Annotated in this window: 9 protein-coding genes; 6 read left to right on the top strand and 3 right to left on the bottom strand. The window is 52.3% G+C overall.

Annotated features, from left to right (window positions below):
- Nucleotides 1-36: 36 nt before the first annotated feature.
- A complete protein-coding gene (locus tag P2W70_RS29800) occupies nucleotides 37-1,899 on the bottom strand; it encodes a DNA polymerase III subunit gamma/tau (RefSeq protein ID WP_276485232.1) in 1,863 nt (620 codons plus the stop codon).
- Nucleotides 1,900-2,074: 175 nt separating this feature from the next.
- Between P2W70_RS29800 and P2W70_RS29795 the strand changes: the two genes are divergently transcribed.
- The 4 genes from P2W70_RS29795 to P2W70_RS29780 all read left to right on the top strand — a co-directional run bounded on the left by P2W70_RS29795 (nucleotide 2,075) and on the right by P2W70_RS29780 (nucleotide 8,585).
- Nucleotides 2,075-2,704 carry a TetR/AcrR family transcriptional regulator gene (locus P2W70_RS29795; RefSeq protein ID WP_276485231.1) on the top strand — a complete coding sequence of 210 codons (630 nt, stop codon included), beginning with the start codon at nucleotides 2,075-2,077 and terminating at the stop codon, nucleotides 2,702-2,704.
- A gap of 201 nt (nucleotides 2,705-2,905) precedes the next feature.
- Nucleotides 2,906-4,261: a TolC family protein gene (locus P2W70_RS29790; protein WP_276485230.1), complete on the top strand. Its 1,356-nt coding sequence runs from the start codon at nucleotides 2,906-2,908 to the stop codon at nucleotides 4,259-4,261.
- A gap of 90 nt (nucleotides 4,262-4,351) precedes the next feature.
- On the top strand, nucleotides 4,352-5,413 hold the full coding sequence (locus P2W70_RS29785; RefSeq protein ID WP_276485229.1) for an efflux RND transporter periplasmic adaptor subunit: 1,062 nt from the start codon (nucleotides 4,352-4,354) through the stop codon (nucleotides 5,411-5,413).
- 103 nt (nucleotides 5,414-5,516) lie between these two features.
- Entirely contained in the window at nucleotides 5,517-8,585 is a 3,069-nt protein-coding gene (locus P2W70_RS29780; protein WP_276485228.1) for an efflux RND transporter permease subunit, read from the top strand.
- A 132-nt stretch (nucleotides 8,586-8,717) separates the two neighbouring features.
- On the opposite strand, the gene P2W70_RS29775 is transcribed toward P2W70_RS29780, so the two are convergent.
- Entirely contained in the window at nucleotides 8,718-10,643 is a 1,926-nt protein-coding gene (locus P2W70_RS29775; RefSeq protein WP_276485227.1) for a S9 family peptidase, read from the bottom strand.
- Between the two features lie 180 nt (nucleotides 10,644-10,823).
- Entirely contained in the window at nucleotides 10,824-13,973 is a 3,150-nt protein-coding gene (locus P2W70_RS29770; protein WP_276485226.1) for a VIT domain-containing protein, read from the bottom strand.
- Nucleotides 13,974-14,451: 478 nt separating this feature from the next.
- On the opposite strand from P2W70_RS29770, the gene atpD reads away from it, so the two are divergent.
- Together atpD and atpC are read left to right on the top strand one after the other, a co-directional pair.
- Nucleotides 14,452-15,951 carry a F0F1 ATP synthase subunit beta gene (gene atpD / locus P2W70_RS29765; RefSeq protein ID WP_276485225.1) on the top strand — a complete coding sequence of 500 codons (1,500 nt, stop codon included), beginning with the start codon at nucleotides 14,452-14,454 and terminating at the stop codon, nucleotides 15,949-15,951.
- A 103-nt stretch (nucleotides 15,952-16,054) separates the two neighbouring features.
- A complete protein-coding gene (gene atpC / locus P2W70_RS29760; RefSeq protein WP_276485224.1) occupies nucleotides 16,055-16,312 on the top strand; it encodes an ATP synthase F1 subunit epsilon in 258 nt (85 codons plus the stop codon).
- The last annotated feature ends 542 nt before the right edge of the window (nucleotides 16,313-16,854 follow it).

Below are 16,854 nucleotides of genomic sequence, written 5' to 3'. Positions count from 1 at the left end.
AAACTTGCCCTTTCTACTTGTGTATGAATGATTTCTTTAATTGTCCACTTCAAGGTTGAGGCGGTCGCGCAACTCCTTTACCAGCGGATAATGATCGATAATATGCTGATATTTCTCTTTGAGTGTAACCGTTCTTTCCACCGGTTCGAATGATTGCACCGCGGCTTCGTTGACGGTGATGGTGAACATCAGCATGCGGTTGTTGAATATCTGTTGCAGGTATTCCGACAACACCCGGCGCTCGCCTTCGATGAATTTCTGCTCGAGGTTGTTGTTGGTCGACACCTCAAAGTTCTGGTGGTCCTTGATGATCAGGTTGGCCATGAGGAAGGACTGGTTGGCCGGGTTCTTATTCTCCTTCAACTGCATGGCAAACTGTTGCCAGGCTTCCTGAAGCCTCATTTCTCCCAGGGGAATCGGGGCGCCGGCACTTTCGATGGGCTTACCGATAAACTGCTTGCGGAGGGAATTGAGCGATCCCAGCTTGCCACCCGAGCTTTCCTGTTTGGGAATAGCGGGTGGTGTATTGATGATGGCCTGCGCCTTTTGGGCGGCGGTGGCTGGCGGCTGCTGGTCGGGGATGATCAACGGCTTTTTGGTCTCGATGATCAGTTTAGCTTCCTGCTGAGGCGCCTGTGTATTGGCTGCCGGCTGCGCTGTGGTAGCGGGTGGCGTAGCTGTTGCAGCAGCTGTTTTGGCTGCTTTGGGCTCAGCTACCGGGTTCAGGCTGCGGAAAGCCACCGGTTTTGCTTCTTCAATCAGTTTTTTTTTACTTAGACCGTCGCTTCCGGAGGCGAGGTCTACCGCTTGTTGCAGGTAAGTGAGTTTGATGAGGGCCAGTTCAACGTGTAGTCGTTTGTTACGGGCTCCTTTATAATTGATCTCCGTTTCGTTGAGGATGTTCAGGGCGCTGATGATATAAGCGACCGATACCTGCTTCGAGGTAGCGATGTAGCGGTCTTTGAAGCTTTCCACCACCTGCAGCAGGTTGGCTACTTTCTCGTCTTTACAAACGAGCAGGTTGCGCATGAATTCGGCAAAACCGTTCAGTACGAGGTCACCTTCGAAGCCTTTGCGGTCGATATCATCATAGAGCAACATCGCGCCACCGAGGTCTTGCGACTGCATACATTGCATCAGCTTGAAATAGTAATCGGCGTCGAGGATGTTGAGGTGCTCGAGGGTATTTGAGTAACTGACTACGCCATTGGTGAAGCTGACGATCTTGTCCATGATACTGAGGGCGTCGCGCATACAACCTTCGCTCTTTTGGGCGATGAGGTGCAGGGCTGCTTTTTCAGCGTCGATCTCTTCTTTTTTACAGATATCCTGTAAATGCTCAACGGTATCGTTGGGGGTGATGCGCTTAAAGTCGAATATCTGGCATCGGCTCAGGATCGTTGGCAGGATCTTGTGCTTTTCGGTGGTAGCCAGGATGAAGATGGCGTAGGGTGGCGGCTCTTCGAGGGTCTTCAGGAATGCGTTGAAGGCCGAAGAACTGAGCATGTGCACCTCATCGATGATGTACACCTTGTACCGGCCGGCCTGTGGTGCAAAACGCACCTGCTCTACCAAGGTACGGATATCATCGACCGAGTTGTTACTGGCCGCATCGAGCTCGTGGATGTTCATCGAAATACCGTCGTTGAATGACTGGCAGGAGTGGCATTCGTTGCAGGCTTCTCCCTCGGGCGTTGGATGCTCGCAGTTGATGGTCTTGGCCAGGATACGCGCGCAGGTGGTTTTACCCACGCCCCTGGGACCACAAAACAGGAAGGCATGCGCCAACTGCTGGTTCTTGATGGCATTTTTCAGGGTGGTCGTGATATGACTCTGCCCTACAACGGTATCGAAAAGCTGTGGCCTGTATTTTCTGGCTGAAACGATGAACTTATCCATGAATATCCCTCTTGCGGCAAATGTAAGGAATAACAGGTGGCCAGCGAACTTGTTCATTCCCATCTGCTCGGGAGAAGGGGCGGGGTGGGAACAACTTGTGGAGAGCAGCAAAAAAACGTCCCAAATATTTGGCAACTTAACAGTGTTAAGTATATTTGTGCTGTTAATTCGAACTATGGGTATAACGGACAGGAAGGAAAAACAGAAAGCAGAGATCCGGCGCATGATTCTCGATGCCTCTATGAAACTATTTGTGGATCAGGGCTTTGAGAATGTATCTATCCGGAAGATCGCTGATCTGATCGAGTACAGCCCGACCACTATATACCTATATTTTAAGGATAAAGATGATATCCTCTTCAGCCTGCATGAGCTGGGATTCCAGAAAATGCAGGAATACAATGAGGGACTCTGGGATATCAAGAATCCTTTGCTGCGGCTGCACAAGATGGGCGAAAACTATATCCGCTTTGGCCTGAGCAATCCCGAGTTCTACGACCTGATGTTTATCCAGCGGGCGCCCATGCAGAAGGTGGAGCAGATCGACAACTGCGAGTGGAAAAGTGGTGATGTGGCGTTGGGCCGCTTGAAAGATACTGTGCGGGAAGGGATGGATAAAGGATTGATCGTGAAGGGAGATGTGGATGCCGTATCCATGGCCATCTGGAGTATGGTACACGGCCTGGTATCGCTGGCGATCCGCGACCGGTTTGATAAGCTGGTGCCACAGGAGGCGATCCTGCCGATGATGACCCAGGCGCTGAACTGGCTGGTAGAGACCATCGATCTGACCCTGCGGAAATAAGCATGGTTGCAGCCTGCCTATACGGAGTAAGGGACGAGCTTTGACGGTGCCACGTTGCGACGCTTTGATTCGAGGGATGGCCCGGCAAGGGAGTTTCTGCACCGGACTTGCGTTGGCCAATCAGTATTCAAGGACTTAGTCCTTTTTTTAAGGCCAGTCACTTAACAGTGTAAATAATCTTTACAACATAAACAATTAGCCATGTTTTGGACAATCATCCGCATGTATGTGTTGGTGGCAGGGACGCTTTTTGCCCTACCATCCCTCGCCCAGTCGACGCTGGACGGCTATGTGAGGCAGGGGTTAGACAGCAACCTTGCCCTCCGGCAACAATCCTTCAGCTTGCAAAAAGCACAGGTCGATCTCAAGCGCGCCCGCTCCTTGTTTTACCCCCAGGCCAGCCTGCAATCGCAGTATACCCTGGCCAATGGGGGGCGTACGCAGGACATTCCCATCGGCGACCTGCTCAACAATGTGTACTCCACCTTGAACGAACTGACTTCCTCTGGCAAGTTTCCCCAGGTACAAAACCAGGCCATCGCGTTTCTGCCCAACGATTTTCACGATACCCGGCTGGAAGTGTCGGTCCCGGTGGTGAATATGAATATCCGGTACAACAAGCAGATCGCCGACGAACAGATCCGTACCCGCCAGGCGGCCATCGAGGTGTACCGGCGGGAACTGGTGAAGACCATCAAGCTGGCTTACTACCAATTCCTGCAAGCCGATAAATCGGTGGCTATTTACAACAACGCCCTGCAATTGGTATCGGAAAACCTGCGGGTGAGTGAAAAGATGGTGGCCAATGGTACGGCTACCAAGGAAGCCACCCTGCGCGCCAAAGCCCAGGTGAGCCAGGTACAGGCGTCGCAGATCGAGGCCGCCAACAACCGGCAGAATGCGTCGGCCTATTTTAACTTCCTACTCAACCAACCACTAGAAACACCCATCGTCATCGATAGTTCGGTCATTCAGCAGCTTAGTCAACAAATCCCGGTTACTACCGGAGTACCGACAGGGAGAGAAGAGCTGGCGCAATTGAAGAGCACGGAAAAAGTGTTGCACACTAATCTGCGCCTGAACAAATCGTACCTGGTGCCCACGCTCAATGCCTTTTACAATATCGGTTTCCAGGGGTTTCAACTTAAGTTCAACAGCGACCAGTTCTATCAACTGGGCGGACTGCAGTTCAAGTGGGACCTGTTCAAAGCCAATGACAACAAATACAAGATCCAGCAGGCGCAGATCGACCTGGATGCACTCGACAACCGCTACAAAGAAGTGGAGCAGCAACTGAGCCTGGAAGTGCGTACGGCTTTCAACAATTATTATTCTTCCATGCGGAGCCTGCAATCGCTGGGTGATGAAGTATACAGTGCACAGGAAACTTATCGGCTGACGGAAAGAAGATTCCGCGAAGGACAGGCGCTGCAAATAGAGCTGATCGATATACGCACCCAACTCACCAATGCGCAGTTGCGCTACTCACTGGCCCAGCTGGCGGTACTGACCCGCGCTGCCGAGGTGGAACGCGCCACCGCTTCCTATACTTATTAATCAAATACCGGGATGGGATGTCGGGCTGTCTTTAGAAGAAGCGAACCTGCCATCCACCCCAATTTCCCATACAACTTAAATAGCACTGAAATGAATAAGATATGGTTCTCCTTCCGCTTTCGCGTCTTACTGGCAGGTTCCCTGTCGCTGGTGGCTTGTGGTGAAAAGGCTCCGGCTATCCAGCAAGCAGCCGACGACAATGCCATCACCGTAAAGCAGCACTCTGTAGTCGATACCGCCTATGCGCCGGTACTGCGCTACTCGGGTACCATTGCTTCTACGACAGAAGCAACACTCTCTTTCAAAACAGGCGGCATCATTCAGCGCATCTTTGTGAAAGAAGGTGATGTGGTGGCCAAAGGACAATTGCTGGCCACACTTGACCTCACGGAGATCAATGCGCAGGTGCAGCAGGCATCCCAGCAAACGGAGAAGGCACAACGTGATGTGAATCGCGTAAAGAATCTCTACAACGATACCGTGGCTACGCTCGAGCAATTGCAGAATGCCACGACACAACACCAGGTGGCTACCGAAGGGTTGCGCATTGCGCGTTTCAATCAGCAATATGCGCAGATCAGGGCTACGGAAAATGGCACGGTGCTGAAGAAGCTCATGCACGAAGGAGAACTGGCGGCACCTGGCTCACCGGTTTTCTATATCAATGGCAATGCGGGTAGTGACTGGGTGATGCGCTTTGGCGTATCGGACAAAGACTGGGCGGTACTGCGCAAAGGCAACAAAGCGATCGTATCGCTGGATGCTTACCCAATGAAAACCTTTACCGGTGTGATCACCCAGATTGCCGAAGGCGCCGATGTATCCAACGGTACCTACCAGATCGAAGTACAGGTGTTGCCGGGTGGGTTGCGGTTTGCCGCAGGACTGTTTGGTACTGTTCAATTACAACCGTCTTCCTTACAACAAGTAAGGCTGATCCCCATCGAGGCGCTGGCAGAGGCCAATGAGAAGACGGGTTTCGTGTATTCGCTGAACCCCGATCAACGAACGGTGAAGCGCCATACCGTCACGATTGCCTTCCTGGAAAAAGACAAGGCGGCGATCGTTGCCGGACTCGACGGTGTACAGCAGGTTATCACTGACGGCGTAGGTTACCTCACCGAAAGCGCCACCGTTAAACTTGCCCAATAACTCAATCGCCAACAAGCGGTGGTACATTGTCCGGCGGGTAATACATTCGATGTCCTCACCTGCCTTACACCCGCACCGACCTGTCAACTCTTAAAAGTGTATTATGAAAATAACTGACTTCTCGGTCAAGAACTATCAGTTCACACTCATTGTGTTTGTGATGATGATCGCGATTGGCCTCAACTCTTTGTTCAATATGCCCCGGGGGGAAGACCCCGATCTGGAGGCACCTCAGTTCTCGGCTATTATCATTTATCCCGGTACCAGCCCGCGGGATATGGAGGAGCTGGTGGTAGACCCCATCGAAAAGAAACTGAATGAGCTGGACGATATCAAGAAGATCGTAACGCGTATCGATGACGGCCTGGCAGTGGTACGCATCGAATTCAAATATGAAACCGATCCGGAAAGGAAGTACCAGGATGTGGTGCGGGAGCTGGATGGGCTACGTCCCAAGCTGCCACAGGATATCCTGAGCATGGAAGTGCAGAAGTTTACCCCTTCTGATGTGAATATTATTCAGATCGCTCTGATGAGTGAAACGGCTCCTTACAAGGACCTGGAAGAGTGGAGCAAGGAACTGAAGGAAAGGCTGGAGAAGATCAAGACGCTGAAGAACGTGGAGAACTGGGCTTTCCCGCCACAGCAGGTGCGCATATCGCTGCACCTGGAAAAGCTGGCCCAGTACAAGATACCGCTCAACAAAGTGATGGGGGCCATCCAAAATGAGAACGTGAACATTCCTGGGGGCAGCATCGAGATGGGGGCGAAGAAGTTCAACGTGAAGACAAGTGGTAACTACAAGTCGGTGGATGAGATCAAGAATACCATCGTGAGCAATGTGGATGGTAAGCTATTGTATGTGCGGGATATCGCTGATGTGGCTTTCGATTACGAGGAGCAGAGTTATATTGGTCGCCTCAATGGTAAGCGGGGTGTGTTTGTGGTAGCCAGTCGTAAAACGGGTACCAATATCTTTTCAGTAGAAGAGCAGGTGAAGCCGGTACTGGAGCAATTCAAAAAGGACCTGCCGAAGAGCATTGCTTTCGATCAAAGCTTCGACAATGCAGAAAGTGTGCGCAAGCGGCTGGGTGGCTTCTCGAAGGATTTTGCGATTGCGATCTTCCTCGTGTTGCTGACCTTGCTGCCCCTGGGTGTCCGGGCCTCGCTGGTGGTGATGATCTCGATCCCCCTGTCGCTGGCCATCGGATTGTTCCTGCTCGATATGTTTGGCATTACCATCAATCAGCTGAGTATTGTGGGGCTGATCGTAGCGCTGGGCCTGCTGGTGGATGACAGCATTGTGGTGGTGGAGAATATCGAGCGTTACCTGCGGATGGGGTACAGTCGTAAGGATGCCGCTATGAAGGCCACGAAACAGATCGGGCTGGCGGTATTGGGTTGTACGGCTACGCTCATCTTTGCGTTCCTGCCGCTGATGTTCCTGCCGGAAGGGGCCGGTGATTTTATCCGCAGCCTGCCGGCGGCGGTGGTGACGACGGTATTGGCTTCGCTGTTCGTGTCGCTGACGATCGTGCCTTTCCTGTCGAGCAGGATATTGAGCCCGCATCACAATCCCGAGGGCAACTGGTTTCTGCGTGGACTGAAACGTTTTATTGGTGGCTCTTACCGCCGCCTGTTGCACAGTGCGATCGCCCACCCCATCATTACATTGATCATCGCTTTGCTGGTTTTTGTAGGCAGTCTGGCCCTGGTGCCAGCGGTAGGGTTCAGTGTGTTTCCTGCTTCGGAAAAGCCGATGTTCCTGGTGAATATCGAGACGCCGTTGGGGACGAGCCTGGCCGCTACCGATAAGGTGGCGCGCTATGTAGAAGAAGAGATCAAAAAAGTGCCCGATTTGAAGAACTATGCGACGAATGTGGGGCACGGTAATCCGCGTATCTATTACAACGTGATCCCACAGAACGAGGCGAGTAATTACGCGCAGCTCTTTGTGCAATTGCGGGAAACGCCACCCAAGAAAAAGATCCAGTTGATCGATGAGTTGCGGAAGCGGTTCAAGGGATATCCCAATGCCAAGATCGAAGTGAAGGATTTTGAACAGGGGCCACCGGTGGAAGCGCCAATTGCGATCCGCCTGTTCAGTGAAGACCTCGATACGCTGCGGGCGCTGTCGTTCCGGGTGGAGGACCTGCTGAAGCGGACGCCGGGTACCATGTATGTGAAGAATGAACTGACGACACTGAAGACGGATATCAAGATCAAGGTGAACAAAGAAAAAGCGGGTATGCTGGGTGTGCCGGTGCATGAGATCGACCGGTCGGTGCGGATGGCTATTGCTGGATTGAACATCGGCACCTTCCGCAAAGAGAATGGTGACGAATACAATATCAATGTAACGTTGCCGCGGGGCGAACACCAGACCATCGATGCCCTTCAAAAGGTGTATGTCACTACTACAACCAATACACCAGTGCCTTTGGGGCAGCTGGCCGATATTCAGTTTCAGGCTTCTCCTACCAGTATCAACCACTACGATAAAGACCGGTATACGGTGGTGACGGCTTTTGTGCAAAGTGGATTCAATACTACGAAAGTAACCGAAGGGGTATTGAAGGAGCTGAATGGTATGGCTTTCCCCAAGGAGGCACATTATGTGGCCGCAGGGGAGATCGAGAGCAAACAGGAGAGTTTCGGTGGCCTGGGCACCATCGTGCTGATCACCATCTTTGGTATTCTTGGTATCCTGGTGCTGGAGTTCAAGACCTTTAGGGGTACGCTGATCGTGTTGTCGGTGGTGCCTTTGGGTATCATCGGTGCGGTGTTGATCCTGCTGGCGACGGGTAATACGTTCTCCTTTGTAGCGGTGATCGGGTTGATAGCCTTGATCGGTATCGAGGTCAAGAACTCCATACTACTGGTGGATTATACCGACCAGCTGCGCAAGCAGGGTATGAGCCTGGACGATGCGATCCAGGAGGCGGGGGAGACGCGTTTTGTACCCATCATCCTGACGACGCTGACGGCTATTGGTGGTCTGATGCCCCTGGTGATCGAGAACAATCCGCTGTACACGCCGCTGGCGCTGGTGATCATTGGCGGGTTGATCAGCTCTACCTTGCTTACCCGTGTGGTAACGCCGGTATTGTACAAGCTGCTGGCACCTAAGATAGCAGTGGAGGAAGTGACTTCTGAGGAGACGAAGGGCTGATAGCCCGTGGCTGGCAAAGTGCTCCAGGTCTTATCAACATAAACAAAGGTCAATCGTAATAGCTGTGCTGTCGCGATTGACCTTTTTGTTGTGCACGGCTATGTCTGGCAGCCGCTCCGGTGCCGACCGGCGCTAATTCAGTTTGGCTTTCGTGGTATCACCCTTCAGGTGTTTATCGAGGAAGGAGAGGATTTGTCCATATCCTTTGATCTCATTTTCCTTTTTGAGGAAGCCATGGCCTTCATCGGGGAAGACGACATAGTCGACCGGTACATTGTTCTTCTTCACTGCTTCTACGACCTCATCGCTTTCAATCTTCAACACCCGGGGGTCGTTGGCGCCTTGCAATACCATCAATGGTTTTTTGATATTGGAGGCATGCAGGAGCGGGGAGAACTGTTTGAGGCGTACGGTATCGGTGGTGTTGGGATCGCCGATTTCCTCGTACAGTGCTTTCCTGAACGACTCCCAGTAGGGCGGTATTTCTTTGAGGGTACGCAACCAGTTGGCCACGCCAAAAATGTCTACACCTACTTTGAACTCATCGGGCTGAAAGCTGAGCGCGGCCAGTGTCATATAGCCGCCATAGGAGCCGCCGATGATACCGATCTTCGTAGAATCGATATAGGGCAGGGAGGCGAGGTACTTTTTACCCCACACGCAATCCTGCAGGTCCTTCTCGCCGTGGTTGCGGTTGTCCATCTTATAGAATGTTTTTCCATATCCGCTGCTGCCGCGGTTGTTGACGGCCAAGACGGCGTATCCGTGGTTGACCAGGTATTGTATCAGCGAGAAATAACCGGCTCTTGATTGTCCGCCGGGACCGCCATGCACCCATACCAGGGCGGGTACTTTGTTATTGGCACTGGCCTGCTGGGGTTTGTAATAGATGGCCGGAATATCGAGGCCGTCGAACGATTTGTAGCGTACGATCTCTGCCGGCACGAGGTCTTCTTCCTTTATCTCTGGGGTGAGGGTGTTGGTCAGCTTCTTGAGTTCCTTGGTACCGAAGTCGTATACGTAAATGTTGTTGGGCGATTTGGAGTTGCCGACGGTGAGGCGCATTTTGTTTTCGCTGCGGGAGATGTTCACGCCTTGTACGTCGCCATCATCGAGCTTGGGGAAGTCGACGGCGGCGCCGGTCTTGTGGTCGAAGATGTAGATCTTGTTCTTGCCATCTTCGTTGACGCCGATGACCCGGTATTTTTCGTTGTAAGAAAGGTACATGTACATGACATCCCAATTGGTGCTGTACAGCTTTTCTTTCTTGCCGGTGGGGATATCGTATTTCACGACGTACTGGTATTCGCTGCCATCGTCGGTGAGGTAGTACAGGGTGTTGTTGTCGAGGGAAAACTGTAGGGGTGCATTGCTGCTGGGGGTACTGTCGTTGTTGATCAGTTTGGTTTGTTTGGTCTGCTGGTCGGCGAGGTAGAGGTTGGTGGAGGAGGTGGTGATGGTTTGCACGAGGGCGAGGTAGCGTTCATTGTCTGAGAGGGCGCCGACGTCGTAGCCATTGTCGTTCTTATAGAGCAGATTGGGTTTCCAGGTGGTGGTGTCCATTTTGTAGAGGTCGAAGAAGCGGGGATCGCGTTTGTTGCTCTGGTAGTACATCGACTTGTTGTCGCGGCTCCAGCCGAAGAAGATGGCTTTCTCTTTGGCGCCGGGGGTAAGGTCTTTGGTGGTGCCATCGGGCCGTTGCAGAAAGAGGTGGTCATTCTCATTGCCGCCTTTATCGGAGCTGTAGATGAAGCTGGTGCCGCCGGGCACATAGTCATTGCCAAACACACTTTCTTTGGTGGAGCTGGTCAATGCTTTCTGGCTGCCGGAGGTGATGTCTATTTCGTAGGCATTGTAGATGCCGCTTTCATTGCTGGATACGAGTAGTTTTTTGTCGTCGGACGAGATGGCGCCGCCGCCTACATTGGTACTCTTGTAAAACTGTTCGATGCTGTACTGGGCCACCTGTCGGGCCTGGGGTTCTTCGGTTTTGGTGGGTTGGTCGTTACAGGCGAAGAGGCCGCCGGCAAAGGCTGCCAGGAGCATGGTTCTTTTCATATGCGTGAAGGTTTTGGAAGGAGAAGATACCGAATTAAAGCCGGTTGGCAGCTGACTGTTGGAGGGGTGGCAAAAAATAAGGGAGGCCTGGACGGACCTCCCCTGGTAAAGGTAAGCACTTGACTCTACGGTAATATACGGTATGGTGATGCGCCTGGATTGCGGAACACCGAATATTTTCTATTTCTTAATACGGGCGGCCTGGCTGTCGCCCGGACGGGGTTGGCCAAACTGGAATTCACCGATCAGCAAGCCTTCCTGTCTGCCCCCTTTTTCCATTTGCAGGGTGATCAGTTTTCGTTCCTGCTTTCCGTCGGCGTAGTAAGTAAAAATCTCGGCCATAACTGTTGTTGGACCGCTGAATTTGAACTGCTGGTCGCCATAGTAATTGACCTTAACCTGGTATTTACCGTTGATGGCTTTCTTCAGCATGAATTGCTCCGGACCGTAGCCGCGGGTAAAGTCGTTGGAGAGGCGACCGCCGATGAGGGTTTGCTTGTGGCTGTAATAACAGGTTTCTTTATTGGGGTCGGTCACCCAAAGGTCCATATCGGTGTCGTTCTTGTTCCAGTTAAGTACCACCCGGATGTCGGTGGGCATGGCATGGATCAGTTTGGCATCGATGAGGGAGAAATCGAGTTGGGGGTGGAGACTCACGAGCTGGTTGATCTCTGTTACGATGATCTCTTCGATACCTCGGTACATGGCAGTGGCGGTTTCATTATAATTCTTTTGGAGGGCGGTGTACAGGGTATCCAGCGCCTGCTGGTAGTACCCGGCATCTGCCAGTGCCAGCCCGTAATCGCGATAGCTATGGGGTTCCTGCGGACGCCATTCCAGCACTTTGCGGAATACGGCCAGGGCTTCTTCAAAGGCGCCGGCTTCGCGCAGTTTATAGCCGAGTAATTTGTAGAGCTCGTGGTTTTCGAGGTCTATCTCGGCCATATTGGTCAGTATCTGCAGGGCCAGGGTGGTATCCTGTTCGCGGAAGAAGAAATTGGCCATGTCGTAGTAGAAGGTAGGTGTATAGAGGTATTCCTTCCGCAGGGTTAAGTAGGTGCTGTACCGGTTGCCTGCTTTTTCCTTCGCAATGGTTTGCAGGTAGGGGCGTTCGGGTGTCCATTGTTTGATGTCGATGGAGCCCCAATCGTTACCAGTATTTCCGGCGATCATCGCATTTTCTTTGGCCAGGTTCTGTTCGATGGCTTTGTCGTTGCGCAGGCTTCTTTTTACAGCTACACCCGGTATGCGGCCCTGTATCATTGCATCGAGATCCTTGTTTTCGACTGATGCGCTGGCGACTATTGCTTTCCTTTTCTGCGTGCCATAACCTGTTACGGCCACTTCTTCGAGCCGGTCGCGGGCAGGTGTTGCCTCGCGTTCTTCGGGCGTTGCAACAACAGCCCCATTGCGGTTTTGCGTATTGGGGCGTGGCGCATCGGCCGTGTAGTTGAACCGGACATCCCCTTCGGCGATCGTATCGCTGGCAACAGGAGTGCCGTTGTTTCTGTTGCGGACGGTGGCCGGCTGACCGGGCTCCGGCTTAGGTGCTTTTTGTACCACGAAGCTCCTGTTCCACCAGTTCACCAGGTTGTTGAATTGCGCTAGGGCATTGGACAGGGTGATCTGCTGCTGGTTTTCGCGTATGGCCAGTTGTTGTTTGATGATGCGATCGTATTGGTCACGCAGCTCGGCCGGTGGTTCTATTTCATAGCGCACATAATCATCTACCATCTCCAGTACAATGAGCGAGGTATTGCGGGTAACGATGGCATGCTGCTTGCCGAGAAAGCTGATGAGTTGTTTGTTGACATCATACTGCACATCGAGTTCGCCGATCTTTTTCTGGGCCCATACGCGACCGAGGTTGACCTGGTTGGTGCCCTGCTTGCTAAAGTCAAGCACGATGGTCTTCTCCTCCGTTACCGATTTCCCATAACCGAATTGCAGGGTGACAGAACCGGTGGCACTGGTGATCATGCCGGCGAGGGAGAACTGGTTGATGACCGGGGTAGGGATGGAGGGATAGGTTTCGCTGATGGCCCGGTTGGGTTTGATGCCGATGAACTGGAATGTTTGCTGTGTGAGCAACTGTGCGGCATCGGCCGTTTTGAGGGCGCCGAGGTTCACAAAGGCACCACCGGTCTTTTGAGCGATGTATTGCAGTTGGGCGTAATCGGCCCGCGGTGCCGTGTTGATGGTATATACCGGGTTGCCGGGCAGCAGCATTTCCTCCCGGCTCAGCGAAGAAAGTCCGTCTGTGAAGAACAGGTATTCGTCGCTGGCCGGGTAGCTGATACGGCTGAAGTTGGTGCCACCATCGTAGGTGAGTGCTTCGATCGCTTTGCGGAGCGAAGCCCAGTTGCCTTCCCTGATCGGGAAGCTGCCTGCCTTGCGGTATCCGTTGTTGACGGTGGTGAGGTGTATGGTGAGGTGATCGTTGTGCCGGATATAGGCATCGAGCAGGGCCAGTTCTTTTTTGGTATCCCGGTTGAGGCCACTGAGCGAAGCGTCCCAAATGATGGTTACTTCGTTGACACGCGGTTTGGGGCGGGGTGCCTGTTTGGGAAAGCAGGTGGCGAGGAAATAATAGTTGCCGCCTGTTTCCTGCATGATGACGCCGGTGAAGTCGGCAGGCTGGGGAATGCTGATGGTTAATGGGTTTTCGGGTAGAAAGTGTTGTTTATGGAGCGATGCGGTGTAATTGTTGTTCCAGCCTTTGAACTGGAGGCCGTTGCCGGGTTCTTCTTCCAGATCGGGTTGCACGGCCTGTTGCAGTACGGATATATCGAGGTCAAACTGATCGATGGGGCGTTTGTAATCCATGGGCAGGTGGTATCGCAAAGCACTTTTGTCCGATACGGTCAGCTCTTCTTCATAGGCGATCAACACGGTGCGTGAGCCACGGGCGGGGATGGGGTAGATGCGGGTGCGGAAGTTGTTGCCTTCCACGCGTTCGAGCAGGCCGGGATCAACGCGGCGTCGCTCGATCTCTTCAAAAACCTGGGTGGCTTTTTCTTTTTCGACGGGTACGGCTTCGCGCATTTTGCCATTGAGGTCGAGGGCATAGCGGCTAACGGAAATGCCGGCGGGCAGCGGAAAGATGAGTTCCCCTTCGAGCAGGGTATTGTTCTTGTTGGTGAAGGTCATTTCCATGGTGGTGGTGGCGATGGTGCCGGCGACCTTTACATCGATAGTCAGCTTACTGAGGTATACATTGGGATCTTCTTTGTCGTTGATCTTGAGTTGCGGCAGTTGAGCGTAGACAAGGGAATGGCATGCCATGCAGAGGATCAGCATGACCACGCCGGAGCGTGTTCTTGGTTTCATAAAAGCGACGTTTCCATATGGATGCCGGGTTTGGTCTTTTTGCATAAAGGGGTTTGGGGATTTCGGAAGAGGGGTACCATCGGTCGTTGGCCGGAGGTGGCGTTGTGATGATCCAGCGGGGCTGGTGACGGCCTTCTGGGGGCGATCGGTGAGGTGTCCGATGATTGGGGTGGGGCGTTGGTGGAGGTGCGCTATGGGGCTAAAAGGGTGGTTTTATGCGTAGCCGGCGTGCCGGGAGCCGAGAATTTCCGCATTGCGGTGGTCGGACTGCTTTTCCCCTGGCTGTTGGGTGCTTCGGTAAGGTGTTTATTATCAGTTATTTATAGGCTTATTGGACGCTGGTTGTCCGCCGGTTATCCCCACTGCTTTTTATTTCTTGCTTTCTATATACAAGTATTCCTTCCGTCCCTTACCTTTGCGGCCTGAAAAGACCCCCTGTTAAAAGGTGGTTAATAAAACAAATACATTCTTAAAACATATGGCAAACGTTGGTAAGATCAAACAGATCATCGGCGCGGTAGTGGATGTGCAGTTTGAAGGAAAGCTCCCTGAAATTTATAACGCATTGGAACTGAAAAGGCCCAATGGCGACGTCCTGGTACTGGAAACTCAACAGCACCTGGGTGAAGACAGCGTACGCTGCATCGCTATGGATGGTACAGAAGGTCTGGTTCGCGGTCTGCAAGTGACCGACACCGGCGCTGCTATCGCCATGCCTACAGGTGACGCTATCAAAGGCCGTCTTTTCAACGTAACCGGTGATCCTATCGATGGTTTGCCAGCGGTATCTAAAGTGGGTGGCCGTGCTATCCACGCCAAGCCACCAGCATTTGAAAACCTGAGCACATCTACCGAAGTACTGTTTACCGGTATCAAGGTAATTGACCTGATCGAGCCCTATGCAAAGGGTGGTAAGATCGGTCTGTTTGGTGGTGCGGGTGTAGGTAAAACCGTATTGATCCAGGAGCTGATCAACAACATCGCGAAAGCTTACTCTGGTGTATCTGTATTTGCCGGTGTAGGTGAAAGAACCCGTGAAGGAAATGACCTGATGCGTGAAATGATCGAAGCTGGTATCATGAAATACGGCGACGCTTTCAAGCACAGCATGGAAGAAGGTGGCTGGGATCTTTCCAAAGTTGACCTGAACGAACTGAAGGATTCGAAAGCGACCTTCGTATTCGGTCAGATGAACGAACCTCCTGGTGCCCGTGCCCGTGTGGCCCTTTCTGGTCTTACCATTGCCGAGTACTATCGTGATGGAGACGGTCAGGGTAAAGGACGTGATATCCTTTTCTTCGTTGATAATATCTTCCGTTTCACCCAGGCTGGTTCCGAAGTATCGGCGTTGCTGGGCCGTATGCCTTCTGCGGTAGGTTATCAGCCCACCCTCGCTACTGAGATGGGTCTGATGCAGGAGCGTATCACTTCTACCAAGAACGGTTCAATCACTTCCGTACAGGCGGTTTACGTACCTGCGGATGACTTGACTGACCCTGCTCCGGCTACTACCTTCGCTCACCTGGATGCTACTACCGTATTGAGCCGTAAGATCGCTGACCTTGGTATCTATCCTGCGGTTGACCCGCTGGATTCTACCAGCCGTATCCTGACACCTGCTATCGTAGGTGACGCTCACTACAACACTGCTGACCGTGTTAAACTGATCCTCCAACGTTATAAGGAACTGCAAGACATCATCGCGATCCTCGGTCTGGATGAGTTGAGCGACGAAGACAAGCAAACTGTATCCCGTGCCCGTAAGGTGCAGCGTTTCCTGTCTCAGCCTTTCCACGTGGCTGAGCAGTTCACTGGTCTGAAGGGTGTACTCGTTCCCATCGAAGAAACCATCCGTGGTTTCAACATGATCATGGACGGTGAAGTGGATGAGTATCCTGAAGCAGCCTTCAACCTGGTAGGTACCATCGATGATGCTATCGAAAAAGGTAAGAAGCTGTTGGCCCAGGCTCAAGGTTAATTTGATAATTTGAAGATGGGCTGATCTGAAAGGGCCGGCACATCTGACAAGTTCGTCAACACAGTTTTCAAGTTCTCAGATTGACTAAACACAAATCAGCAGTATGAATCTCGAAATATTAACTCCCGAACGTAAGCTCTTCAGTGGCGATGTGTATGGTGTTCAGTTGCCAGGCATCTCGGGTCTGTTTGAAGTGCTGAACAGACACGCTCCATTGGTGAGTGCACTGAAGGCCGGCCGGTTGAAGGTATTGAAAGACAAAACCAACGATACGTTGTACTACGATATCCAAAGTGGTTTTGTTGAAGTACTGGACAACAAGGTAACCGTGCTGGTGGAAGGTGCTACCGTTGTAGAATAAGGAGTCGCTCAGAATTAAAGTAACCCAATGATAGGTCCCGCGTCGAAAGGCGCGGGATTTTTTTTGTGTATGGGGGAAAGCCGGCGGGACGACGAGGCAAAAAGGCCTCGAGGGGGAAAGGCAATCCCGACATGCGGAGGGACAGGCTCCGGCATCAAGGTGTAGGTGCAAGCGGGCAACCAATAACGGCCATGAGGCGTCTGTGAAACGGGCGAATGGGGTGGGCTTTACGTTCACATACGAGAGGCCCTATCGCTTTTGATGTAAGAGATTGATTTAGAAAAGTTGTGCTATTTTCATTACACTTCCATGGGAGCGGGTAGGGAGCGGTACGGAAGCGAGTAGGAACCGGTATGGTTCAGGTGCCTTTTTTCAGGCTAATCCAGCGACTGTAGGCGGCCTTCAATGCATAAGAACTACTCAAATATACGTTTGCAGCCATGCGTTTTCCAAATTTTAGGGTTACCGTTAAATAAATGTCATGACATTTCGCAATTGTCATTCAACGACGATGGTTGCTTTTGGGTATGACAGGTCGAGAT

Origin of the sequence: Paraflavitalea pollutisoli, assembly GCF_029360705.1 — a bacterium.
Lineage (GTDB): Bacteria > Bacteroidota > Bacteroidia > Chitinophagales > Chitinophagaceae > Paraflavitalea > Paraflavitalea pollutisoli.
The sequence above is the reverse complement of the archived record's forward strand: the minus strand, read 5'-3'. Positions and strand labels throughout refer to the sequence as shown.